Origin of the sequence: Pseudomonas argentinensis, from assembly GCF_001839655.2 — a bacterium.
Taxonomy (GTDB): domain Bacteria; phylum Pseudomonadota; class Gammaproteobacteria; order Pseudomonadales; family Pseudomonadaceae; genus Aquipseudomonas; species Aquipseudomonas argentinensis_B.
Window position 1 is genome coordinate 4,014,077 of the sequence record NZ_CP056087.1, and the last position, 24,019, is coordinate 4,038,095.

At 62.2% G+C, this 24,019-nt stretch carries 25 protein-coding genes, 1 tRNA gene and 1 pseudogene; 8 read left to right on the forward strand and 19 right to left on the reverse strand.

Going from position 1 to position 24,019, the window contains the following annotated elements; genetic code table 11:
- Positions 1-334 precede the first annotated feature (334 nt).
- Positions 335-586 carry a sulfurtransferase TusA family protein gene (locus tag SA190iCDA_RS18035; RefSeq protein WP_070885429.1) on the reverse strand — a complete coding sequence of 84 codons (252 nt, stop codon included), beginning with the start codon at positions 584-586 and terminating at the stop codon, positions 335-337.
- Between the two features lie 109 nt (positions 587-695).
- Between SA190iCDA_RS18035 and SA190iCDA_RS18040 the strand changes: the two genes are divergently transcribed.
- Positions 696-2,132: a M48 family metalloprotease gene (locus tag SA190iCDA_RS18040; protein WP_070885430.1), complete on the forward strand. Its 1,437-nt coding sequence runs from the start codon at positions 696-698 to the stop codon at positions 2,130-2,132.
- Between the two features lie 46 nt (positions 2,133-2,178).
- Here the strand turns inward: SA190iCDA_RS18040 and nadA are convergent, their stop codons facing one another.
- Positions 2,179-3,237 carry a quinolinate synthase NadA gene (gene nadA, locus SA190iCDA_RS18045; protein ID WP_070885431.1) on the reverse strand — a complete coding sequence of 353 codons (1,059 nt, stop codon included), beginning with the start codon at positions 3,235-3,237 and terminating at the stop codon, positions 2,179-2,181.
- Between the two features lie 377 nt (positions 3,238-3,614).
- Here nadA and SA190iCDA_RS18050 point away from each other — a divergent pair, with 377 nt between their 5' ends.
- Positions 3,615-4,634, forward strand: coding sequence for a branched-chain amino acid aminotransferase (locus tag SA190iCDA_RS18050; protein ID WP_070885432.1), 1,020 nt, complete (start codon positions 3,615-3,617; stop codon positions 4,632-4,634).
- A 119-nt stretch (positions 4,635-4,753) separates the two neighbouring features.
- Here SA190iCDA_RS18050 and SA190iCDA_RS18055 read toward each other — a convergent pair.
- The 15 genes from SA190iCDA_RS18055 to aspS form a co-directional block, all read right to left on the reverse strand.
- Positions 4,754-4,829, reverse strand: a tRNA-Lys gene (locus SA190iCDA_RS18055).
- A 59-nt stretch (positions 4,830-4,888) separates the two neighbouring features.
- Positions 4,889-5,563, reverse strand: a complete 675-nt coding sequence (gene queC / locus SA190iCDA_RS18060; protein WP_070885433.1) for a 7-cyano-7-deazaguanine synthase QueC — start codon at positions 5,561-5,563, stop codon at positions 4,889-4,891.
- A gap of 1 nt (position 5,564) precedes the next feature.
- Positions 5,565-6,212, reverse strand: coding sequence for a 7-carboxy-7-deazaguanine synthase QueE (queE, locus tag SA190iCDA_RS18065; RefSeq protein WP_070885759.1), 648 nt, complete (start codon positions 6,210-6,212; stop codon positions 5,565-5,567).
- 171 nt (positions 6,213-6,383) lie between these two features.
- Positions 6,384-7,205: a tol-pal system protein YbgF gene (ybgF, locus tag SA190iCDA_RS18070; RefSeq protein ID WP_070885434.1), complete on the reverse strand. Its 822-nt coding sequence runs from the start codon at positions 7,203-7,205 to the stop codon at positions 6,384-6,386.
- A 6-nt stretch (positions 7,206-7,211) separates the two neighbouring features.
- Positions 7,212-7,709, reverse strand: a complete 498-nt coding sequence (gene pal, locus SA190iCDA_RS18075) for a peptidoglycan-associated lipoprotein Pal (protein WP_070885435.1) — start codon at positions 7,707-7,709, stop codon at positions 7,212-7,214.
- Positions 7,710-7,766: 57 nt separating this feature from the next.
- On the reverse strand, positions 7,767-9,065 hold the full coding sequence (tolB, locus tag SA190iCDA_RS18080) for a Tol-Pal system beta propeller repeat protein TolB (protein ID WP_070885436.1): 1,299 nt from the start codon (positions 9,063-9,065) through the stop codon (positions 7,767-7,769).
- Positions 9,062-10,078, reverse strand: coding sequence for a cell envelope integrity protein TolA (gene tolA / locus SA190iCDA_RS18085; RefSeq protein WP_139159468.1), 1,017 nt, complete (start codon positions 10,076-10,078; stop codon positions 9,062-9,064). Before tolA ends, tolB begins: the two co-directional genes overlap by 4 nt.
- Positions 10,075-10,533: a protein TolR gene (tolR, locus tag SA190iCDA_RS18090; protein ID WP_070881690.1), complete on the reverse strand. Its 459-nt coding sequence runs from the start codon at positions 10,531-10,533 to the stop codon at positions 10,075-10,077. The genes tolA and tolR overlap by 4 nt, the downstream gene beginning before the upstream one ends.
- A 33-nt stretch (positions 10,534-10,566) precedes the next feature.
- A complete protein-coding gene (gene tolQ / locus SA190iCDA_RS18095; RefSeq protein ID WP_070885760.1) occupies positions 10,567-11,238 on the reverse strand; it encodes a protein TolQ in 672 nt (223 codons plus the stop codon).
- 32 nt (positions 11,239-11,270) lie between these two features.
- Complete coding sequence (gene ybgC / locus SA190iCDA_RS18100; protein WP_070885438.1) at positions 11,271-11,726, reverse strand: tol-pal system-associated acyl-CoA thioesterase; 456 nt, start codon at positions 11,724-11,726, stop codon at positions 11,271-11,273.
- A 50-nt stretch (positions 11,727-11,776) separates the two neighbouring features.
- Positions 11,777-12,832, reverse strand: coding sequence for a Holliday junction branch migration DNA helicase RuvB (gene ruvB / locus SA190iCDA_RS18105; protein WP_070885439.1), 1,056 nt, complete (start codon positions 12,830-12,832; stop codon positions 11,777-11,779).
- Positions 12,833-13,438, reverse strand: coding sequence for a Holliday junction branch migration protein RuvA (gene ruvA / locus SA190iCDA_RS18110; RefSeq protein ID WP_013790635.1), 606 nt, complete (start codon positions 13,436-13,438; stop codon positions 12,833-12,835).
- Positions 13,439-13,521: 83 nt separating this feature from the next.
- On the reverse strand, positions 13,522-14,046 hold the full coding sequence (gene ruvC / locus SA190iCDA_RS18115) for a crossover junction endodeoxyribonuclease RuvC (protein ID WP_027904829.1): 525 nt from the start codon (positions 14,044-14,046) through the stop codon (positions 13,522-13,524).
- A gap of 197 nt (positions 14,047-14,243) precedes the next feature.
- Positions 14,244-14,990, reverse strand: a complete 747-nt coding sequence (locus tag SA190iCDA_RS18120; RefSeq protein ID WP_070885440.1) for a YebC/PmpR family DNA-binding transcriptional regulator — start codon at positions 14,988-14,990, stop codon at positions 14,244-14,246.
- Between the two features lie 97 nt (positions 14,991-15,087).
- Entirely contained in the window at positions 15,088-16,863 is a 1,776-nt protein-coding gene (gene aspS, locus SA190iCDA_RS18125) for an aspartate--tRNA ligase (RefSeq protein ID WP_070885441.1), read from the reverse strand.
- Between the two features lie 285 nt (positions 16,864-17,148).
- Here aspS and SA190iCDA_RS18130 point away from each other — a divergent pair, with 285 nt between their 5' ends.
- The 3 genes and pseudogenes from SA190iCDA_RS18130 (at position 17,149) to SA190iCDA_RS18135 (ending at position 18,461) form a co-directional block, all read left to right on the forward strand.
- Positions 17,149-17,619 (forward strand): Dps family protein, encoded by a 471-nt coding sequence (locus SA190iCDA_RS18130; protein WP_070885442.1) that lies wholly within the window; start codon positions 17,149-17,151, stop codon positions 17,617-17,619.
- Positions 17,620-17,861: 242 nt separating this feature from the next.
- Positions 17,862-18,131: pseudogene (locus SA190iCDA_RS23265) on the forward strand (cold shock domain-containing protein membrane protein); the annotation flags it as partial.
- Positions 18,132-18,236: 105 nt separating this feature from the next.
- Positions 18,237-18,461: a cold-shock protein gene (locus SA190iCDA_RS18135; RefSeq protein WP_167359775.1), complete on the forward strand. Its 225-nt coding sequence runs from the start codon at positions 18,237-18,239 to the stop codon at positions 18,459-18,461.
- 59 nt (positions 18,462-18,520) lie between these two features.
- Here the strand turns inward: SA190iCDA_RS18135 and SA190iCDA_RS18140 are convergent, their stop codons facing one another.
- A complete protein-coding gene (locus tag SA190iCDA_RS18140; RefSeq protein WP_070885443.1) occupies positions 18,521-18,727 on the reverse strand; it encodes a SlyX family protein in 207 nt (68 codons plus the stop codon).
- Positions 18,728-19,153 carry an HIT family protein gene (locus SA190iCDA_RS18145; protein ID WP_070885444.1) on the reverse strand — a complete coding sequence of 142 codons (426 nt, stop codon included), beginning with the start codon at positions 19,151-19,153 and terminating at the stop codon, positions 18,728-18,730.
- A gap of 657 nt (positions 19,154-19,810) precedes the next feature.
- Here SA190iCDA_RS18145 and SA190iCDA_RS18150 point away from each other — a divergent pair.
- From SA190iCDA_RS18150 to SA190iCDA_RS18160, 3 genes are all read left to right on the forward strand, one after another.
- Positions 19,811-21,073, forward strand: coding sequence for an OprD family porin (locus tag SA190iCDA_RS18150; protein WP_070885445.1), 1,263 nt, complete (start codon positions 19,811-19,813; stop codon positions 21,071-21,073).
- A gap of 256 nt (positions 21,074-21,329) precedes the next feature.
- Positions 21,330-23,045, forward strand: coding sequence for a proline--tRNA ligase (locus tag SA190iCDA_RS18155; protein WP_070885446.1), 1,716 nt, complete (start codon positions 21,330-21,332; stop codon positions 23,043-23,045).
- Positions 23,046-23,062: 17 nt separating this feature from the next.
- A complete protein-coding gene (locus tag SA190iCDA_RS18160) occupies positions 23,063-24,016 on the forward strand; it encodes a hypothetical protein (protein WP_070885447.1) in 954 nt (317 codons plus the stop codon).
- Positions 24,017-24,019: the final 3 nt, after the last annotated feature.

Sequence of the window (24,019 nt, forward strand, 5' to 3'; positions counted from 1 at the left end):
AGCCGCGTTGCCGCGAGAAATCTCGCCAGGCCGGGCGGCGATCCGCTAGGCCGAGGACGCAGGTAATGGACTAGCCGTCCGCGCTTTCCCTTGCCAAGTCCTCCAACGACGCATGGCGAGATTTCTCGCACAACCTAGGCGGCCCCACCCGTAGGGCCGGGCCCGTTTTGTCGCGATGCGGCGTTACTCGATGGCTCATTTGGCCCACCAAACTTCGCGGCTGTGTGACCCACATGGATGTGGGAGATGCCGCAAGCCCGCCGGGAGCGGGCGCGGCCCTTGCCTCGCGACAAAACGGGCTCCGGCGCGGCCGTGCGTGAAACCTCAACAGACCCTAGGCCTTGCGCAGCCAGTAGCGAAACACCCCGCCCTCGCTCTCCTCGCGCAGCAGCGCGTGGCCGGCCAGGCGCGCAAAGGCACGAAAGTCGCGCTGCGACCCGGCATCCGTGGCCGACACCTTGAGCACCTCGCCACTGGCCAGACCATTGAGCGCCACCTTGGCCTTGAGCAGCGGCAGCGGGCAATTCAGCCCACAGGCATCCAGCTCGGCCTGATGCTCGCCCTGCCAACTCGACACATCACTCATACCACCCTCCCGTTTGCAGGCCGACAGCATAACCCAGGGCCCGTCGGCGCTGGTCAGGCAAGTGCCCGCCCGGCTACAGTACGGCACTGATCAAACAAGAGCCTTGTGCATGAATGTTCTGCGCCCCACCCTGCTGACGCTCGCCTGCCTGCTGGCCCAACCGGCCATGGCCAGCGACCTGCCCTCCCTCGGCGACGCCAGCTCCGCACTGGTGTCTCCGCAACAGGAATACCAGCTGGGCCGTGCCTGGCTGAGTATCGTGCGTGGCCAGGTCAGCCAGCTGTCGGACCCGCAGCTCAAGGACTTCGTCGAAAGCAGCGTCTACCGCCTGGCCGAGACCAGCCAGGTGCAGGATCGGCGCCTCGAATTCGTGCTGCTCAACAGCCCGCAGATCAACGCCTTCGCCGCACCCGGCGGGATCATCGGCGTCAATGGCGGCCTGTTTCTCTATGCGCAGACCGAAGGCGAATACGCCTCGGTGCTGGCCCACGAACTGGCGCACCTGTCGCAGCGCCACTTCGCCCGCGGCCTGGAAGCCCAGCAACGCATGCAGCTGCCGGTGATGGCTGCCATGCTCGCCGGTATCGTCGCCGCTGCCGCCGGTGCCGGCGATGCCGGTATCGCCGCCATCGCCTCGACCCAGGCGGCGGCCATTCAGGAACAGCGGCGCTTCTCCCGGCAGAACGAGCAGGAGGCCGACCGTATCGGCCTGGTCAACCTGGAGAAAGCCGGCTACGACCCGCGCTCGATGCCGAGCATGTTCGAGCGCCTGATGCGCCAGTACCGCTACGACCGTATGCCGCCGGAATTCCTGCTCACCCACCCGGTGTCCGAATCGCGGATCGCCGATACCCGCAACCGCGCCGAGCAGTTTCCTGGCGGCGGCACCGAAGATAGCCTGCGTTACCAGCTGATGCGCGCTCGCGTGCAGCTGACCTACGAGGAAACGCCCGGCATCGCCGCCAAGCGCTTCCGTGCCCAGCTCGATGAAAACCCGAACATGGACACGGCGCGCTATGGTCTGGCCATCGCCCTGACCAAGGGCGGCCAGTTCGACGAGGCACGCGACGTGCTCGCGCCGCTGCTACAGAAGGCGCCCAACGACATCACCTACAACCTGGCGCAGATCAGCCTGGACTCGGCGGCCAATCGCCTGCCGGCCACCGAGCAACGCGTCACCCGCCTGCTCGAGCTGTACCCCAACAACTACCCGGTGAACCAGGCGCGCATCGACCTGCTGCTCAAGCAGCGCAAGATCCCCGCCGCCGAACAGGCACTCAACGACCTGCTCAAGCGGCGCATGAAGGATCCGGATGTCTGGTATCAGGTGGCGGAAGTGCGCGGGCTGAGCGGCAATACCATTGGCTTGCACCAGGCCCGTGCCGAATACTTCGCCCTGGTCGGCGACTTCAACCAGGCCATCGAGCAGCTCGATTTCGCCAAGCGTCGCGCGGCCAACAACTTCCAGATGGCCTCGCGCATCGACGCGCGGCAGAAGGAGTTGATCGAAGAAAAACGCATGACCGAGGAAATGCTGCGCGGCTGATGGCGCCGCAATGAGCGGCACGAGCGATAGCCCGTGCCGCTGATGATCAGGCGTTGCCGGCCAGCTTCAGGCGGGCGGCCTGGGTGAAGTCCAGCATGCGCTTGAGCGGCTTGATGGCCCGCGGAATCAGGGCCGGATCCACGAACACTTCGTTGCTGCCCTCGCGCAGGCACTGCAGGGTGCGTTGCAGGGTGTTCATGGCCATCCACGGGCAGTTGGCGCAACTGCGGCACGCCGCGCCGTTGCCGGCGGTCGGTGCGGCGACGAACGCCTTGTCCGGGCACAGCTGCTGCATCTTGTAGAAGATGCCGCGGTCGGTGGCGACGATAAAGGTCTTGTTGGGCATGCGCTGGGCGGCGGCGATCAACTGGCTGGTCGAGCCGACCGCGTCGGCCAGTTCGATCACCGCGGTTGGCGACTCGGGGTGCACCAGCACGGCGGCGTCGGGGTACAGCGCCTTCATCTGCTCGAGCTGGCGGGCCTTGAATTCCTCGTGAACGATGCAGGCACCGTCCCAGAGCAGCATGTCGGCGCCGGTCCTGTTCTGGATGTAGCGGCCCAGGTGCTGGTCCGGTGCCCAGATGATGCTTTCGCCGTTGTCCATCAGGTGCTCGACGATCTCCACCGCGCAGCTGGAGGTCACCACCCAGTCGGCGCGGGCCTTCACGGCAGCCGAGGTGTTTGCATAAACAACCACGGTGCGCTGCGGATGCTGGTCGCAGAAGGCGGCGAACTCGTCGACCGGGCAACCCAGATCCAGCGAACAGGTGGCCTCCAGCGTCGGCATCAGCACGCGTTTTTCCGGGTTGAGGATCTTCGCCGTCTCGCCCATGAACTTGACGCCGGCGACCAGCACGGTCTGCGCTCCATGCTGGTTGCCGAAACGCGCCATTTCCAGGGAGTCGGACACGCAGCCGCCGGTCTCTTCGGCCAACGCCTGAAGCACCGGGTCGCAGTAATAATGGGCGACCAGAACGGCATTCTGGCGCTTCAGCTCTTTGCCAATTTCATCACGGTAGAACGCTTCCTGCTCCGCCGTCAGCGTCTCTGGCTGCTTGGCATCGAGGTGAGCCTGGACAAGAAGTCGTTCGGCAATCTGCGTCATGTCGTCAGGGCCTATCGAGGTCTATCTGCACGGGGCGTGGAGTATACCGCCAGACGCGCTGCGCCGGTCGGCCCCCTGCACGGCCGAGGTACCCGACAATGGGCGACGCAGGCCTTGCGCGGGCGCGCATGGTAAGGGCATTGACCCGTTTTTTTCAATCTCGCCCCACCTGCTGGCGCGACACCGGTTGATCGCCGCGATAATCCGCCGCATCATCACCCCTACGGCCATCAATCCGTCAGGCAAGCCTGCATCAGGCCTGACCGACCATGCAGCCCACCCTTTTACCTGACCGCACAGGCCCGCGCCTGCGTGATCACCCTGGAAATCAACGGACATACGCACGCCGCAGTGGCCGTTCAGCGATTGAGGATGTCATGGCTTACGAAAACATCGAATGGGACAAGCTGGGTTTCGACTACATCAAGACCGACCAGCGCTACCTGTCGCACTGGCGCGACGGTGACTGGGATCAGGGCACGCTGACCGAAGACAACGTGCTGCACATCAGCGAGGGCTCGACCGCCCTGCACTATGGCCAGCAGTGCTTCGAGGGCCTCAAGGCCTACCGCTGCAAGGACGGTTCGATCAACCTGTTCCGCCCCGATCAGAACGCCCTGCGCATGCAGCGCAGCTGTGCGCGCCTGCTGATGCCGGCGCCGTCGACCGAGCAATTCATCGAAGCCTGCAAACAGGTGGTCAAGGCCAACGAGCGTTTCATCCCGCCCTATGGCTCGGGTGGCGCACTGTACCTGCGCCCCTTCGTGATCGGCGTGGGTGACAACATCGGCGTGCGCACCGCACCCGAGTTCATCTTCTCGGTGTTCTGCATCCCGGTCGGCCCGTACTTCAAGGGCGGCATGAAGCCGAACAATTTCGTGATCTCCAGCTACGACCGCGCCGCGCCCCAGGGCACCGGCGCCGCCAAGGTCGGCGGCAACTATGCCGCCAGCCTGATGCCGGGATCGCAGGCCAAGAAGAACAACTTCGCCGACTGCATCTACCTCGATCCGCAGACCCACACCAAGATCGAGGAAGTCGGTTCGGCCAACTTCTTCGCCATCACCCATAACGACGAATTCATCACCCCGAAATCGCCGTCGGTGCTGCCAGGCATCACTCGCCTGTCGCTGATCGAGCTGGCGCAGAGCCGCCTGGGCCTGAAGGTCATCGAGGGCGACGTGTTCATCGACAAGCTGGGTGACTTCAAGGAAGCCGGCGCCTGCGGCACCGCCGCGGTGATCACGCCGATCGGTGGCATCGAGTACAACGGCAAACTGCACGTGTTCTACAGCGAGAAGGAAGTGGGCCCGGTGGTCAGCCGCCTGTACGCCGAGCTCACTGGCGTGCAGTCCGGTGACGTCGAGGCGCCGCAAGGCTGGATCGTCAAGGTGTAAACCGCGCAGCTGGCAGCTCCCTGAGCTGCCAGCCCGACCCAGCGAAGCGGAAACTGAAAAGCCCGAACCTCTGTCGAGATTCGGGCTTTTCAGTGCGCCTCCGCTTGGAAGGCTTGAAATGGTGGGTCGTGTAGGATTCGAACCTACGACCAATTGGTTAAAAGCCAACTGCTCTACCAACTGAGCTAACGACCCGTGGTGCGAGCGGTATAATACTGATTTAATTCAGGAATTCAACACCCACCGAAAATTTTTTACTGATAGCGCGTGGGGTCGGGCATACCGGCCGCGGCAAAGCCTGCGGCGCGCAGTCTGCAGCTGTCGCACTTGCCGCAGGCGCGGCCGTCGGCATCCGCCAGGTAGCAGGAAACCGTCAGGCCGTAATCCACGCCCAGGCGCGAGCCGGCCTGCACGATCTCGGCCTTGCTGAGCATCTGCAACGGCGCCTGGATACGAATGCGCTGCCCTTCCACACCCATCTTGGTCGCCAGGTTGGCCATGTGCTCGAAGGCGTTGACGAATTCCGGCCGGCAGTCCGGGTAGCCCGAATAGTCCACCGCATTGACACCGATAAAGATGTCCTGGGCCTCCAGCACCTCGGCCCAACCCAGCGCCAGGGACAGAAACACGGTATTGCGAGCGGGCACGTAGGTGACCGGGATGCCGGTGGTCGGACTCTGCGGCACCTCGATGCTGGCATCGGTCAGCGCCGAGCCACCAATGCCGTCGAGGTTGATGCCAATGACCTTGTGCTCGATCACGCCGAGCTGACGCGCCACCCGCTCGGCTGCCTGCAGTTCGGAGCGATGACGCTGCCCATAGTCGAAACTCATGCTGTAGCAGCTATACCCCTGCTCTCTGGCCATCGCCACGACGGTGGCGGAATCAAGACCGCCCGATAGCAGGATGACCGCTTTCTTTGCGCTCATATCAGTGCCCCGGCTCGTCGTTCCAAAGAATCTTGTGCAGCTGCAGCTGCATGCGTACCGGCAGGTTGTCGGCAATCACCCACTCGGCCAGCTGACGCCCACTGACCTGCCCGTGGCTGGGCGAAAACAGCACTTCACCGACTCGCTCGGAAAGGTCGTACTGGATGACCTTGCTGACCGACCAGTCGTAATCCTCCCGCGAACAGATCACGAACTTGACCTGGTCGCGCGGCTGCAGGTGCACGATGTTCTCGTAGCGGTTGCGGCCCATCTCGGCCGAGCCGGGGGTTTTCAGGTCCACGACCTTGCTGACCCGCGAGTCGACGGCCGATACGTCCAGCGCGCCACTGGTCTCCAGGGACACGTCGTAGCCGGCGTCGCACAGCTTCTCGAGCAGGGGGATGCAGTTCGGTTGCGCCAGCGGTTCACCGCCGGTCACGCAGACGTAGCGGGGGCGATAGCTCGCCACCTGCTCGAGGATGGCATCCAGGGTAAGCAGCTCGCCGCCGCTGAACGCGTAGGCGGTGTCGCAGTATTGACAGCGCAGGGGGCAGCCGGTCAGGCGCACGAATACCGTCGGCAAGCCGGCGGTACGCGCTTCCCCCTGCAGCGAGAAAAAGATCTCGGTGATGCGCAGGGTATCTTTCATTGGGGCACCGGGCGTGACGGCGAAACAGGCCATCCGCCTCCGTTGCGAAAAAGGGCGGCAATTCTAAACGAAATAAACCGCGACAAGCCATTTTTCAGGTAACGCGCGACGCTGCGCTTTCAACGGGCAGAAAAAACCCGCGACAGGCGCGGGTTTTCATAAGGTTTCAGCTTAGCGGATTCGCTGCAGATCGCGCTGTGCCAACTGGGCGGCAGAGGTACCGGGGTACTGGGCGATGACCTGCTGGAGAATGCCCTTGGCCTTGTCGTTGTTGCCCAGGCGAATCTCCACATCGGCCAGCTTGTACAGGGAGTCCGGCACCTTGGAATGCTGCGGGTAGGCCTGGCTGACCTTGGCAAACGCCTGACCGGCACCTTGCAGGTCGCCCTTGGCCAGGTTCACTTCACCCAACCAGTACTGCGCATTGCCGGCGTACTGGCTGCTGGGATAGCGGCGCAGGAAAGCGGCGAAGGCCTGGCTGGCCTTGTCGAAATCCTTGGCTTTGATCAGGTCGAAAGCTGCATCGTAGAACAGCTTTTCCTTCGCTGGATCGGCCGGCTCGCCGGAGGCTTGCGCCCCTGCGTCACCGGCACCCGCGGAAGCACCACCGGCACCATTGCTGGCACCCGCGGCTGGAGAATTCTGGGTGGCGGCTGCACCAGCGGCGGCCCCACTGCTCAGTCGTTTGTCGAGGTCCTGATAACGCTCCAGGCCTTCCTGCTTCAAACGCTGAATATCGTTCTGCTGCTCTTCGAGCATGCCACGCAGTTGCGCAATTTCCTGCTGCATCTGCTGGAGCTGACTGAACAGCATGCCCTGCGCTGTAGATGGAGTTTGCACTCCACCTCCAGCGTAGGCGCCGGACGTGCCGCCACCGCCTGCCGGATAACCGCTACCGTTGCCGGTACCGCCATCCTGAACGGGAACCTGAGCCCAGGCCGCAAGCGGCAGGCTCAGAGCCAAAACGGTTACTACACGTCGGCACGTTCGCATATCGAATTACTTACGCAGTTCGACGCGACGGTTCTGAGCCCAGGATTGCTCGTCGTTGCCAGTGGCAACAGGACGCTCTTCACCGTAGGAAACAACTTCCAGCTGAGCTGGGGAAACGCCCTGCAGAACCAGGTAACGTTGAACGGCCTTGGCACGACGCTCGCCCAGAGCCATGTTGTACTCGCGGGTACCGCGCTCGTCAGCGTGGCCTTCCAGAACGACGCGAGCGCCGTTGCCTTTCAGGTCCTTGGCATGAACGTCCAGAGCGCGCATGGCTTCCGGCTTCAGGTCGGAGCTGTCGTATTCGAAGTAGAAAGTGGTGATAGCGCGCAGAGCGGCTTCTTCACTCAGGCTACCGTCAACGGCACCGGTGTTAGCACCGTAGCCAGCGTTAGGATCTACAGCGCCTTCGCCAGCGGTGTCACCGCCTTTGGAGGAACAACCAACAGCCACGGCGAGAGCCAGGCTCAGTGCAGCAAACTTGCCAAATTTCAGCATTTCCATGTGTAACTCCTAATGAACCCCAGTGTGTTAAGCATCAAACAGGTAAAGCACCGCGCATCAGTTCAGGAAGGGGGACCAGGATGGCTCTCGAACTTCGCCTTGAGCGGTAGGAAGAGGGAGCCTAACGCGACCATTGGTGGACGCTAACATCAGGACTCCCCGCCCCTGCTGGCGGGTAGCGTAGATTAGCATGGTGCCATTGGGCGCAACAGTAGGCGACTCATCCAAACTTGTGTCGGAAAGAATACGCAGATTGCCACGCTCGAGGTCCTGAGCCGCTACCTTGAACACGGTGTAACCATCCTGGCGATGAATCATCACCAGGGTCTTTTCGTCGGCAGACAATTTAGGGTTGGCATTGTAGTTGCCGACGAAGGTCACTCGTTCGACCGCACCAGAGTTGATGTTGGTCTTATAGATTTGTGGCTTACCGGAACGGTCGGAGGTGAAGTAGATGGTCTGGCCATCCTTGCCCCAGAACGGTTCGGTATCGATGGCCGAATGATTGGTGACGCGGCGCAGGTTACGCGAACCCATGTCCATCACGTAGATTTCCGGGTTGCCGTCGCGCGACAGGGTGAACGCCAGCCTGGTACCGTCCGGCGACCAGGCCGGTGCGCCATTGAGGCCTTCGAAGTTGGTGACCTGCTCGCGACGACCGGTGTCGATGTGCTGCACGAAGATACGTGGGCGCTTCTGCTCGAACGACACGTAGGCAATACGCTTGCCGTCGGAGGCGAACGAAGGCGACAGGATCGGCTCACGAGACTGCAGCAGGGTCACCGCACGGGCGCCGTCATAGTCGGAACGCTGCAGGGTGTAACGGGTGTTGTTGACACCGAAGCGTTCTGCGGTGACGTACAGCATGCGAGTAGAGAACGCACCTTTGACGCCGGTGAGCTTCTCGAACGACTGGTCGGCGATATGGTGAGCCATGTCGCGCAGCTGATCGACACCGCCGCCCACGGTACCGGTGAGCACCTGCTGCTCGGTCGCCACGTTGAACAAGGCGAACTGTACCTGCAGGCGCGCGCCATTGGGCACGATGTTACCGACCAGTACGTACTGGGCGCCGAGGGCTTTCCAGTCACGGTAGATGACTTCGCTGCCTTGGGTCGGCAGGCTGATCATGTTCTGCCGCGGAATCGGCTCGAACACGCCGGAGTTGCGCAGGTCGTTACCGACGATGGTGGCGATGTCTTCCGGCAGCACGTTGCCGCCCTGCCAGCCGAACGGCACCACGGCGATGGGAGTGGCTCGATCAGTACCGGTACTGATGACCAAAGGGTCAGCCGCTTGCACGCTACCGACCAGCATGGCCAGACCCAGTACAACGATTCGCATCAGGGTATTCACAGACCTAAATCCTCCGGTTTGAAGACGGCACGACGCTGCCGGTAAAGCCGATCGAACGTGGCACGATCAAGTTGCTGCATTTCCGCAATACGCCCCACGTTGCGTACTGCCTGTACCGCCGAACTGTCGAAAGGCGAGTCGCCACTGGAGCGACTGACGCTGGCATTGACGATGGTGCCGTCCGGCAGCATTTCGATCAGCACTTCAACGCTCATACCATTACGTGCCGATGGCGGGCGTCGCCACTGCTCGCTCACCAGCTTGACGATCAGATCGTCGAGGCTGCCAGCTACCTGGTCACCCTGGGTTTCGGCCAGCGCCTGCTGCCGCTCGGTATCCTCGGACAACAACTCGGCCAGCGCCGCTGCTTTCTTGTCCTCGACCGCCTTGCGCTCGGCAGCCTGCGCATTGGCCTTTTTCTTGGCGTCTTCAGCAGCTTTCTTCTTCGCTGCATCTGCCGCTGCTTTCTTCTTCGCCTCTTCGGCTGCCTTTTTCTTGGCATCCTCGGCAGCTTTCTTCTTCGCTTCGGCTTCAGCGGCCTTCTTCTTGTCGGCCTCCAACGCGGCCTTCGCCTTGGCGACGTCAGCCAGCTTTTTCTGCTCGGCGGCTTTCGCCGCGGCGGCATCGGCCTCTGCCTTTTTCGCCGCATCCGCCTTTCGAGCTTCCTCGACTTTCTTTTGTTCCGCTGCTTTCGCTGCCTGCTGCTTTTGCGCTTCGGCCTGCGCCTGCTTTTCCTGCTCGGCCTTTTTCTGCTCGAGTTGTTCAGTTTCGAATTGCGGCGCAGCGGTCTTCTTGGCCTCACCCGCAATCTTCTGGTTGGTCTGGGTGGTGGCCTGGCTCTGCGACTTCAATTGGTACAGGGTAGCCTGCACGATCGGTTTTGCAGGCGGCAGCTCGGGCGCGAAGGCAAAACTGACGAACAGCATGCCGAACATCAGCAGGTGCAGCCCTACGGCCCAGACCACCGGCCAGAACAGGCTTTCCGAAGGTGAGCGTTCACGCTGCTGCATCAGGGCGCCTCGGTGATCAGGCCGACGTTACCCACGCCCGCCTGCTGCAGGCCGCCCATGGCGGACATCACGGTACCGTAGTCGACGGCCTTGTCGCCGCGCACGAACACCTGCACCTGCTTACCCTGGCTGCGGGTCTGGTTGATGATGGCGGTCACCGCGCGGGTCATCTCGTCGAGGGTCAGTGCACGATCCTGAACGGTATCGGTGTCCACCTCGGTGCCCATGTTCCAGTAGTACGACTTGTCGGACTTGATGGAGATGGTCAGCACCTGGGAGTCGTTGTCCTGGGGCAGCACTTCGCTGCTGACCTGCGGCAGGTCGACCTTGACCCCCTGGTTGAGCATCGGCGCCGTGACCATGAAGATGACCAGCAGCACCAACATCACGTCGATGTAGGGCACCACGTTCATCTCGGCGACGGGCTTGCGTCTGTTGCGAATTCTGGCTCTGGCCATGGTCTTGAAACCTGTATTGAGTGCGCCGGAAGCTTATTCTTCGCTGCTGTGTACTTTGCGGTGCAGGATCGCCTGGAACTCGTCGGCGAAGGTGTAATAACGACCGATCAGCATCTCGCCGCGCGCGGCGAAGCGGTTGTAGGCGATAACCGCCGGGATGGCCGCGAACAGGCCGATGGCCGTGGCGATCAGCGCCTCGGCGATGCCCGGCGCAACGGTGGCCAGGGTGGCCTGCTGCACCTGCGCCAAGCCGCGGAAGGAGTTCATGATCCCCCACACGGTACCGAACAGACCGATATACGGGCTGGTGGAACCGACGGTGGCGAGGAACGGCAGGCTCTGCTCGAGCTTCTCTTCCTCACGGGAAATGGCGACGCGCATGGCACGCGCCACGCCATCCATCACCGCATCCGGGTCCATGCCAGGCTGCTGACGCAGGCGGGAGAACTCCTTGAAACCGGCACGGAAGATCTGTTCCAGGCCCGAGTCCGGATCCGGGTTGCTGCCGGCCTGGCGATAGAGCTTGGACAGGTCGATACCCGACCAGAAGCGCTCCTCGAAGCTGTCGAGCGAACGTTTGGCCGAGCGCAGGAAATTGCTGCGCTGGAAAATCATCACCCACGAGATGACCGATGCGGCCACCAGGGTCAGCATCACCAACTGCACCACCAGGCTGGCGTTGCTGATCAGACTCCACATCGACATGTGGTCAACGGCATTTGCGTTGGCTTCCACGCTTACTCTCCTGCAGTAGATGTACCGGCACCGCCACCCTGCTCAGCGAACGCCGTTCGCAGAGACGGGGGCATGGCCCGGGGTTTGAAATTATCGGCGCGCACACAGGCCACCAGAAACTGCCCTTCGCAAAGCAGCACGTCATCCGCGGCCCGCCTGACCTGTTGACGAAAGCGCAGGCTGGCGCGGTTCAACTCATACACTTCAGCACTGACCAGCAACTCGTCGTCCAGTCGGGCCGGCGCGTGGTAGCGCGCTTCGCTGGAGTGCACGACGAACAGCAGCCCCTCACCGGCCAACGTCGACTGGGAAAAACCCAGTTCACGCAGTCGCTCGGTACGGGCCCGCTCCATGAATTTGAGGTAGTTGACGTAATAGACGACTCCGCCCGCATCGGTGTCCTCGTAATAGACACGACAGCGATGGGCGAACGGCTGACCGGCATCTTGCGCGCGCATACTCTAGTGCCAGCCCCGTGTCTTGCCAATCGGGCGCGCAAGTATTTTTTTCATGGCGCGCCTCCATCACTGAACAGGTCGAGCGTCGGCCGCTCGTCCATGCGCTTGGGCGCATTGAGGCCGAAGTGCAGGTAAGCGTGACGGGTCACCACGCGCCCTCTCGGCGTACGCATGATGTAACCCTGCTGGATCAAGTACGGCTCGAGCACGTCCTCGATGGTGTGCCGCTCTTCGCTGATCGCCGCAGCCAGGCTGTCGACCCCTACCGGGCCGCCGTCGAACTTCTCGATCATGGTCAGCAGCAGGCGTCGGTCCTGGTGATCGAAACCGCGCTCATCGACGTCCAGCAGGTTCAGCGCCAGGTCGGCGACCTGCTGAGTGATCGCGCCCTGGCCACGCACCTCGGCAAAATCGCGCACGCGGCGCAACAGCCGGTTGGCGATCCGCGGCGTGCCGCGGGCGCGACGGGCGATCTCCACGGCGCCGCGCGCCTCGATGGGCAGGCCGAGGATGCCGGCGGCACGGCTGACGATGGTGGCCAGATCCTCGGTGTTGTAGAACTCAAGGCGCTGGACGATGCCGAAGCGGTCGCGCAGCGGATTGGTGAGCATGCCGGCCCGCGTGGTGGCGCCGACCAGGGTGAACGGCGGCAGGTCGAGCTTGATCGAGCGGGCTGCCGGCCCTTCGCCGATCATGATGTCGAGCTGGAAATCCTCCATCGCCGGGTACAGCACTTCCTCGACGATCGGCGAGAGGCGATGGATCTCGTCGATGAACAGCACATCGCCCGGCTCGAGATTGGTCAGCAGCGCCGCCAGGTCGCCCGGGCGTTCGAGTACCGGGCCCGAGGTGCTCTTGATGGAAACCTGCATTTCCTGGGCGATGATGTTGGCCAGGGTGGTCTTGCCGAGGCCGGGTGGGCCGAAGATCAGGGTGTGATCCAGGGACTCCTTGCGCCCGCGCGCCGCCTGGATGAACAGCTCCATCTGCTCGCGCACCACCGGCTGGCCGATGTACTCGGCCAGCTTGAGCGGGCGAATGGCGCGGTCGACCTGCTCGTCGCGGTCGCGAGTGCCCGCCGTCACCAACCTATCGGCGTCGAGCATCTAGAGCATTCCTTTCAGCGCGCGGCGGATCATGTCTTCACTACTCAAACCATCTTCTTTGACTGCCGAAACGGCACGACTGGCTTCCTGAGGCTTGTAGCCCAGGGAGATAAGCGCACTCACCGCATCATTCTCCGCGCTTGAGACTGCGCCCCCGGCACGAGGTTCAACCACCAGTGGCGCCATGCCAGGTACCGCTTCCCAGGCCTTGAAGCGATCCTTGAGCTCGACCAGCAGGCGCTCGGCGGTCTTCTTGCCGACCCCGGGAATTTTCACCAGCGCGGCGGTATCCTGGGCCTGCACGCAGCGCACCAGCTCGTCGATCTCCAACCCGGACATCAGCGCCAAGGCCAACTTGGGGCCGACGCCATTGAGGCGGATCAGCTCGCGGAACAGCTCACGCTCGCGCTTCTCGAAAAAGCCGTACAGCAGGTGAGCATCCTCGCGCACCACCAGATGGGTGTGCAGCGTCAGCGGCTCGCCTACCGGAGGCAAACGGTACAACGTGGTCATGGGGACTTCCAGCTCATAGCCCAGACCGTTCACATCCAGAATCAAATGTGGCGGCTGCTTCTCCGCCAGGGTGCCGCGTAAACGTCCGATCACCGACGCATTCCTCACATAGAAGATTCAATACCGCCCAGGGTCACGCGTGGCTGCAACAAGCTGCCACCGATCTGAACGCCTGCTTATAAACGAAGCCGGCCACCACGCCGCTTGGCGCTGGCCAGGCCATGGGGAATCAGGCTCTGCCGGTGGTGGGCGTGGCACAGGGCGATACCCAGGGCATCGGAGGCATCGATCTGCGGTTTCTGCACCAGCTTGAGCAGGTGCATGACCATCATCTGCACCTGTTCCTTGTCGGCCCCACCGGTGCCGACCACCGCCTGCTTGACCTGCGTGGCGGTGTATTCGCTGACCTCGAGGCCCGCCTCGACGGCGGCGACGATGGCAGCGCCCCGCGCCTGGCCGAGCTTGAGTGCGGAGTCGGCATTGCGCGCCATGAACACCTGCTCGATGCCCATGGTCACCGGCCCGAAGGTACGAATCACCTCACTGACGCCACGAAACACGATCTGCAAGCGCTCGGCCAGGGGCCCGGCGCCGGTGCGGATGCACCCGGAAGCCACGTACTCGCAGGTGCGCCCGGTATCGCGTATCACCCCATAGCCGGTAATGCGGGAACCGGGGTCGATTCCCAGAATCAGCGTCATGCCAGTCATCCACCCGTGGCTCTGGTCGCCACACTGTCTATTTATCCAGGCGCGAGTATAGGGGCGCCGAGCGCCAGCCGTCACTCAAAGGATTCGCCCAGACGACCCTCGATCAGCCAGCGCCAGCCAACGAAAGGCGCCCATAAAAAAGCCGGAAGCGCACAGCGGCAGACTTCCGGCCTGGATGCAGCGCTGGATCAGCCCAGCTGCTCCATGATCTCGTCGGAGACTTCGGCGTTGTGATAGACGTTCTGCACGTCATCCAGGTCTTCGAGCATATCGATCAGCTTGAAGACTTTCTGCGCGGTTTCCAGGTCGGTGATCGGCGCACTGATCGACGGGATCATGGCGATCTCCGCCTCATCGGCCTTGAAGCCCGCAGCCGCCAGGGCTTCGTTGACGGCATGAAATTCGGTGAAGCTGGTCGATACCAGGGCAGCGCCCTCTTCGCTCATCTCCACGTCATCGGCGCCCGCTTCCAGGGCCGCTTCCATCAGCGCATCTTCATCAACGGAGGCGAAGCTGATCTGCCCCTTGCGCTCGAACATATAGGCGACCGAGCCGTCGGTGCCGAGGTTGCCACCACACTTGGTGAAGGCATGGCGCACTTCGGCAGCCGTACGGTTACGGTTGTCGGTCATCACTTCGACGATGATCGCCACGCCACTCGGCGCGTAACCCTCGTAGCTGAATTCGACCACATTGTCGGCTTCGTTGTTACCAGCGCCACGGGCGATGGCGCGGTCGATCACGTCGCGCGACATGTTGTTGGTCAGCGCCTTGTCGACGGCCAGACGCAAACGCGGGTTATCCGCCGGGATCGGACCGCCGTGCTTGGCGGCGACCGTCAGCTCGCGAATCAGCTTGGTGAAGATCTTGCCGCGCTTGGCGTCCTGACGCCCCTTGCGGTGCTTGATGTTGGCCCATTTGGAATGACCAGCCATAACTCACTCCTATCAACTTCTGAGCTGCAAGCCGCAAGCTACAAGCCTCAAGCAAGGCTCTTGCAGCTTGAAGCTTGTAGCTTGCCGCTGCCTTTATTTATTCGGCTTTGGGTTGCTCGCGCAGGCGGATGTGTAGTTCACGCAGCGACTTGCCATCCACCACACCCGGCGCCTGGGTCATGACGCAGGCCGCGCTCTGGGTTTTCGGGAAGGCGATCACTTCGCGAATCGACGAAGCGCCGGTCATCAGCATCACCAGGCGGTCGAGACCAAAGGCCAGGCCACCATGGGGCGGCGCACCGTACTTGAGGGCGTCGAGCAGGAAGCCGAACTTCTCCTGCTGCTCGTCTTCGCTGATGCCCAGCACGCGGAACACGGTCTGCTGCATGGCCTTGTCGTGGATACGGATCGAACCACCACCCAGCTCGGTACCGTTGAGCACCAGGTCATAGGCACGCGACAGCGCGGCGGCCGGGTTGGCCTCCAGTTCTTCGGGCGAGCACTTGGGCGAGGTGAACGGGTGATGCATGGCGGTCAGGCTGCCATCGTCGTTCTCTTCGAACATCGGGAAGTCGACGACCCACAGCGGCGCCCACTCGGCGGTCAGCAGGTTCAGGTCGTGGCCAAGTTTGATGCGCAAAGCGCCCAGGGCATCGTTGACCACCTTGGCGCGGTCGGCACCGAAGAACACGATGTCGCCATCGACCGCACCCACGCGGTCGAGAATGGTGTTGAGGTTCGGCTCGGCGATGTTCTTGACGATCGGCGACTGCAGGCCCTCGACGCCCTTGGCGCGCTCGTTGACCTTGATGTAGGCCAGGCCCTTGGCGCCGTAGTTGCCGACGAACTTGGTGTAATCGTCGATCTGTTTGCGCGGCATGCTCGCCCCGCCCGGTACGCGCAGCGCGGCAACGCGGCCTTTCGGGTCGTTGGCCGGGCCGGAGAAGACCTTGAAGTCGACGTCCTTGAGCTGATCGGCCACGTCGACCAGTTCCATCGGGATCCGCAGGTCCGGCTTGTCGGAACCGAAACGGCGCATGGCCTCGGCCAGGGTCATGTGCGGCAGTTCGCCGAACTCGACGCCCAGCACGTCTTTGAACAGGTTGCGGATCATGGTCTCGGTGAGGTGCATGATCTCGGCTTCGTCGAGGAAGCTGGTCTCGATGTCGATCTGGGTGAATTCCGGCTGGCGGTCGGCACGCAGGTCTTCGTCGCGGAAGCACTTGGCGATCTGGTAGTAACGGTCGAAGCCGGCGACCATCAGCAGTTGCTTGAACAGCTGCGGCGATTGCGGCAGCGCGAAGAAGCTGCCGGCGTGGGTGCGGCTCGGTACCAGATAGTCGCGTGCGCCTTCCGGTGTGGCGCGGGTCAGGATCGGGGTTTCCACATCAAGGAAGCCGTTCTCGTCCAGGTAGCGACGGATGCTCGAGGTGATGCGCGAGCGCAGCTTGAGCTTCTCGGCCATTTCCGGGCGACGCAGGTCGATGAAGCGATAACGCAGGCGCGTCTCTTCACCCACATCGGTGTATTCGTTGAGCGGGAACGGTGGCGTTTCCGCCTCGTTCAGCACCTGCAGCTCGTAGCCCAGCACTTCGATGGCGCCGGATGCCATGTTGGCGTTGCGCGCGCCTTCAGGACGCAGGCGCACCTTGCCGGTGATCTTGACCACATATTCGCTGCGCACACGGTCAGCCTTGGCGAAGGTATCGGCGCGGTCCGGATCGAACACCACCTGAGCCAGGCCTTCGCGATCGCGGATGTCGAGGAAGATCACACCACCGTGGTCGCGACGACGGTGAACCCATCCACACAGGGTGATTTCCTGGCCATCCAGGCTTTCGTTCAACTGGCCGCAATAGTGGCTGCGCATCATGATCGGGTTCGCTTCTCTGATCGGTTCTGAATTCGTCGACATCGCCTGCCATTTGGGCAAGGCACCTGAGCCGCACGCGTGAAAAGGGCGGAATTATATAGCCTTTATCGACAGGGCGCAGCACGTGATATATCCCATCGCTGCAGCAAAAGAGGTGAACCCGATGCGTTGCGATTGATTCAAAGCATGATCGTCATTGAGACGAACCCGGAGCATGTGACGAACGGTCATGATAGGCTTTTTGCCATCGTCTCTTTACCCGTTGGCCCATTTAGGAGAGCAACCATGGAAATCAATATCGGTATCGCCGAACAGGATCGCGAAGCCATCGCCGAAGGCCTGTCGCGCCTGCTCGCGGACACCTACACCCTGTATCTGAAAACCCACAACTTCCACTGGAACGTTACCGGGCCGATGTTCAACACCCTGCACCTGATGTTCGAAGGTCAGTACACCGAACTGGCACTTGCCGTCGACGCCATCGCCGAACGCATCCGTGCCCTGGGCTTCCCTGCGCCAGGCACCTATGCGGCGTACGCCCGCCTCTCCTCGATCAAGGAAGAGGAAGGCGTGCCGAGCGCCGATGAGATGATCAAGCTGCTGGTGCAGGGCCAGGAAGCAGTGGTACGCACCGCGCGCGGCATCTTCCCGCTGCTCGACAAGGTCAGCGACGAGCCGACCGCCGATCTGCTGACCCAGCGCATGCAGGTTCACGAGAAAACCGCGTGGATGCTGCGCAGCCTGCTGGCTGCCTGACCGTTGCGCCAACAGGGCTGCCGCGGCAGCCCTGTTTCGTTTCACCTCGCCGCGACCGACAGCGCAGCGCCGTCCATTTGAGTAGCCCTTCTCTTTGCTGTTAAATACGCCCCGTGCCGCCATCCCAACTGCTGGGCCGGTGCATAGGCTGGCCCTCCCGAACCTTCATCGCCCTTACGTCACGGCAAATCGCGTGGAGCCAGCTGTTCCTGGTGATCCTTTATCGAGTGAGTGCGTTGAACATGTTGAAAATCGTCCACCTGCTGGTGGGGCTGTCGGCCCTGCTGTTATCCATCGCCCCCGGCCTCAATGACGGCCAGTCGTTCCTGCAACATCCCGATGCGCTGTGCCTGGCGCTGTTCGGCTTTCTCAACCTGCTGTTGGCTACGCAGTTTCCACTGTGGCACAGCAACGCCCGTCAACATCTGCAAAACCTGGCATGTGCCTTGCTGATCCTCGGCACGCTGCTGCAAGCCCTGATTCTGCTCGCCCCCCTGCCCCTGATCGCCGAGCAGCCTGCCCTGCTGTTCAGCCTGCTGATCATCGCCCTGGCCGTTGCCCTGCACCTTGGCACCAATCTGCGCTTCGACAGGAAGAAGGCGGCACCACAGCAAGACCTGGGTGATCGCGAAACCGGCACCGTGAAGTGGTTCAATACCTCGAAAGGGTTCGGTTTCATTTCTCGCGACGCTGGCGAAGATATCTTCGTGCACTTCCGTGCGATCCGCGGCGAAGGCCACCGTGTTCTGGTGGAAGGCCAGCGCGTGGAGTTCTCCGTGATGCAGCGCGACAAAGGCCTGCAGGCCGAAGACGTGATTGCCGCCCTGCCGACCCGGCGCTGATCCGCCTGCCAACAAAAAGCCCCGCCGATGCGGGGCTTTTTCATTCAAGCGGGCCGCTATCAATAATGAGGCGGCGGCGCTTCATCCTGCGAAGCGCTGAACGGATTCACTTCTTCCTGACGCTTGGCCAGCGCCTGCATCTGCACCTGCAGGCGCTCGATCAATTTCTGCTGCTCCACCAGGGCATCATTGAGCGCCTGGATGGTGTCGTCCTGAAAGGCCAGGCGGCTCTCCAACTCGACGATACGCTCTTCCAGCCCGCTCATTCAGACCTCCCCGGCCCGGTAGTGCCCCGGCATGACCGATCGCAGCTTGTCACGCAGCGCCGCTACCTGCTGCTGCTCATAGGGCGTGGCCGGATGGCGTCCCCACACCGGGGCAGGCCAGGCGTCGTCGCCGCGATAGCGCACGATCACGTGCATGTGCAGCTGACTGACCAGGTTACCCAGTGTGGCGATATTGATCTTGTCCGCCTTGAACGCATCCTTGAGCACCTCGCCCAGCAGGGCGGTCTCGGCCCATAGCGCCTGCTGATCCTTGGCACTCAACTGAAACACCTCGCTGACCTCCTCGCGTCGCGGCACCAGGATGAACCAGGGGTAACGGGCATCGTTACTGAGCAGTACGCGGCTCAGCGGCAGATCCCCCAGCACGAAGGTGTCCTGCTGCAGACGCGAATCCAGTACGAACATATGCTCACCTCATTCAAGTCATCCAACGGATCGGGGTGGCAACCCGACAAAGGCCGCAGCATACCTGGCAAGGTGTTGAAAATTAACCCCAAAACAGGCGCACCAAGAAGGCGCACGATCTCCGAAACTGGCTTTTCGGATGCACCATATTGTTTCCCAAAGTAAACAGTGACCCGCACAGTTAGACGCCAACTAAAACTCATTATCAACAACCTGAGCATATAGATAGCAAGCTACTAAGAAGCACACTAACAAGAGCGCGAAAAAACGGATATTTAGGTCGATAATCTGTACTTCCCGATAAAGACATGGGCACAAACCCCAGTAATTTAGGCCCCTTGGTAATTTTGAGCACGGCTTTTGCTTTAAAGCTCGCAACGCTCCCGAATAGGGCCTTGACGGTAACGCTTCCGGCCCTGTTATAGAGCTGTAAATCGTTGGATGGTACTCAGCCGGCAGGATTTGCCTGGTTGCGACGCACCTTTCGCGGTCAACGACAAGCGCAAGGGTGGCGACGAAATGGATAGATCGAAACTATCGCCAATACAAAGTGCCGTGCTATAAGTTCCATCCGACACAAAAAGAAATAGAGCTGCTCGCCATAACAACCTTACTGAGCAGCGGTAGTACTCTTCTAAACCAAAGGAGCAAATCACGATGCGAGTGATGAAGTGGAGCGTAATCGCCCTGGCTGTGGCCGCGGGTACCTCTCAAATGGCAGTGGCTTCGGACCAGTCCGAATCGAAGGGTTTCGTTGAAGACAGCACCCTGTCGCTCCTGGCGCGCAGCATGTACTACAACCGCGATGCCCGTAACGGCGCTTCCCGCGGCACCGAAGGCAAAGGTTATTCCGAAGAGTGGGGCGCCAGTGCCCGTGCACTGTTCGAATCCGGCTTCACCCAGGGCACCGTTGGTTTCGGCGTTAATGCTTATGCTGGCGCCCTGTGGCAGCTGGACACTGGTGGCGGCCGTCGTGGCGTGGGCATGTTCCCCGAGAACGAAGGTAAGGATCTGACCATCGCTAACGCGGCGGTCAAGGCCCGTGTTTCCAATACGGTGCTGACCTATGGCTCGCAGCTGCCAGCGCTGCCGGTTCTGGCCTACGATGATGGCCGCCTGCTGCCGGAAACCTTCGAAGGCACCATGATCACCAGCACCGAGATCGAAGGCCTCGAACTGAACGCTGGTCGTTTCACCGCCTACAACACCATGCGTCAGTCCGGTCGCGACAGTGGTGGCCTCAAGTCCATTGATGTATTCGGTGGTTCCTACGCGTTCAACAAGGATTTCAGCGCGGCGCTGTATTACAGCGACCTGGAAGAGCAATACAAGCGCAAGTACGCCAACCTGAACTACAACCTGCCGCTGACTGAAGAACAAGCATTGGGCTTCGACTTCAATGTCTACAAGAGCGACTATGACCGCCGGGTCGGCGGTGGCGACAACACCATCTGGAGCCTGGCAGCCAAGTACAGCGTTGGCGCCCACGCCTTCATTCTGGCCCACCAGCGCAACACCGGTAGCCAAGGCTTCAACTACGGTAACGGCGACGGCGGTGGCGCGATCTTCGTTGCCAACAGCTTCCTGTCCGACTTCAACTTGGAAGACGAGCGCTCCTGGCAGGCAAGCTACGAGCTGGATTTCGCTACTTACGGTGTCCCAGGCCTGAGCTTCAAGACCGCCTATATCTGGGCTGACAACATCACCTCTCGCGAAGACGGCGTGATTACCAACACCGATGGCAAAGAACACGAGTTCTTTAACCAGGTGAAGTACACCGTCCAGAGCGGTGCGGCCAAGGACCTGTCCTTCCGCCTGCGCGCTTCGGTGCTGCGTGCCAACTCTGAGGTTAGTGATGTCAATATCGACGACACCAACGAAGTTCGCTTCTACGTGAACTACCCGCTCAGCGTTCTGTAATCTCGCATAAGCCTGATAGCAGTTCAGAAACCCGGCTTCGGCCGGGTTTTTTATTGCCCATCAGGTACTCGGCACGAAGATGCACAGGCCCCTCGATAATCTGCCTGCCCACGATGCCGCGGGGCACTCGACCGCGCTCCTGCTCAGCGTGCCAACTTAATCCCCCCGCAACACTTCGCATCCTGTACGCCACCAGCCACGCGCCGTACAATGCCGAGCCATAAAACTCCCTTTGCAATCGACAGAACGGCCCATCATGCGCACCAGTCAGTTCCTGCTTTCGACCCTCAAAGAAACGCCCTCCGACGCTGTGGTGATCAGCCACCAGTTGCTGCTGCGCGCCGGCATGATCCGCAAGCTGGCATCCGGCCTGTACACCTGGCTGCCGATGGGCCTGCGCACCCTGCGCAAGGTGGAGAGAATCGTACGCGAAGAGATGGACGCTGCCGGCGCTCTGGAAGTGTTGATGCCCGCCATCCAGCCCGCCGAACTGTGGCAGGAGTCCGGCCGCTGGGTGCAGTATGGCCCGGAGCTGCTGCGCGTGAAGGACCGCCACGACCGTGAGTTCTGCGTGGGCCCGACCCACGAGGAAGTGATCACCGATCTGGCCCGCAACGAGCTGAACAGCTACAAGCAGCTGCCCCTGAACCTCTACCAGATCCAGACCAAGTTCCGCGACGAGATCCGCCCGCGCTTCGGGCTGATGCGTGGCCGCGAGTTCATCATGAAGGACGCCTACTCCTTCCATGCCGACCAGGCTTCCCTGCAGCAGACCTACGACCGCATGCACCAGGCCTACTGCAACATCTTCACCCGCCTGGGCCTGAACTTCCGCCCGGTGGAAGCGGACAACGGCTCCATCGGCGGCGCCGGCTCCCATGAATTCCACGTGCTGGCCGAGTCGGGCGAAGACGATATCGTGTTCAGCAACGCTTCCGACTACGCGGCCAATATCGAGAAGGCCGAGGCCATTCCTCGCGAGTCCGCGCGCCCGGCACCGAGCGAGGAGCTGCGCCTGGTCGACACCCCGAACGCCAAGACCATCCAGCAACTGGTGGACGGCTACGGCCTGCCCATCGAGCGCACCATCAAGACGCTGATCGTGCATGCCGAGGAAGAAGGCAAGCTCATCGCCCTGATCGTTCGCGGCGATCACGAGCTGAACGAGATCAAGGCCGCCAACCAGCCAGGCGTGGCCAGCCCGTTGGTGATGGCCTCGGATGCCGAGCTGCGCGACGCCATCGGCGCCGGTGCGGGCTCCCTGGGCCCGCTGAACCTGCCGCTGCCGATCATCATCGACCGCTCGGTCGAGCTGATGAGCGATTTCGCCATTGGTGCCAACATCGACGACAAGCACTACTTCGGCGTCAACTGGGAGCGCGACCTGCCGGTACCGACCGTCGCCGACCTGCGTAACGTGGTAGCAGGCGACCCGAGTCCGGATGGCAAAGGCACCCTGGAGATCAAGCGCGGCATCGAAGTCGGGCATATCTTCCAACTCGGCACCAAGTACAGCGAAGCGATGAACTGCCAGGTGCTGGGCGAGAACGGCAAGCCGGTGGTGCTGAGCATGGGCTGCTACGGCATCGGCGTGTCCCGCGTGGTAGCCGCTGCCATCGAGCAGAACAGCGACGAGCGCGGCATCATCTGGAACGATGCCCTGGCGCCCTTCCAGATCGCCTTGGTACCGCTGCGCTATGAAACCGACGCGGTGCGCGAGGCGACCGACAAGCTGTACGGCGAACTGACTGCCGCCGGCTTCGAAGTTCTGCTCGACGACCGTGACAAAAAGACCAGTCCGGGCATCAAATTCGCAGACATGGAACTGATCGGCATTCCGCATCGCATCGTGGTCAGCGATCGCGGCCTGGCCGAAGGTAACCTGGAGTACAAGAGCCGCCTGGAAACCGAGGCTCAGCCAGTCGCCGTCGGCGAGATCCTGTCGTTCATCCAGAACCGTATCCGCCGCTGACCCGCCAAAGAGCCGTCATGTTCAAGCGAAGCACCCTACGCCTTCTCGGCGCCACCACCTGTGGCGCCTTCTTTCTCGCTGGCTGCGCCAACCATCTGCCGCAGCGCAGCGAGCACGAAGAACGTGTCGAACGCAAACTGCTGAGCCACAGCCTGCAGATCGACGTGGGGCAGCCCGAGGTACTGGAGCTGCCGCAGCGGCGGGTGCGCGTGCATGAACAGAAGGCCTTCGAGGTGACCTCTTTCGAGGTCACCCGTCACTACGACCGCTATACGCCTTACCAGCCCTGGCGGGAGATTTATGAAATCCCCCTCGGCGCGGTGGCCATCGTCGGCGGTATCGGCGCCAACGTGCTCAACGTGGTGGCGCTCGGGCGCATTCCGGATACCGCCACCAAGGACTGGATCAGCTACGGCGTGGCGGGCGTCAACCCGTTCATGAACGTCGAGTCCAATGGCCGCTCGCAGCAGAACCTGGCCGGCATCGACGAAAAGCGCCAGGAAACCCGCACGGACTATTCCAGCCTGCCCTGGGCCGAACGACCGGTGATGATCAAGGCCGGCGAGCAGACCCATGAGCTGCTCACCGACCGCAATGGCGTGCTGCGCCTCAACCTGCTCGACGGCCCGTTCGCCGACCAGGACATCGCCCGGGTCGGTACTCTGGTGCTGACCGTCACCGACGAGCAGGACGCCACCAGTGCCGAGGCGACCCTGCTGGTCAGCCGCACCCTGCGTGGCAAGCTGCGCGAGGCCCATGACCTGATCTACGACGACCTCGAGGGAGCGGACATCGAACAATGGGTGCATCGCGTCAAGCGCCTGTCCGACCTGGGCCTCGAGGAAGAGGCCAGCGAGCTGGAGCAGAGCCTGATCGAACTGACCCGCAACGACCCGGAACTGCAGGCCGAATTCCTGCGCTCGCTGACCCAGAACGCCGGCCGGCTGGCCGCCGATCCGGGCGAGGACTAAGCC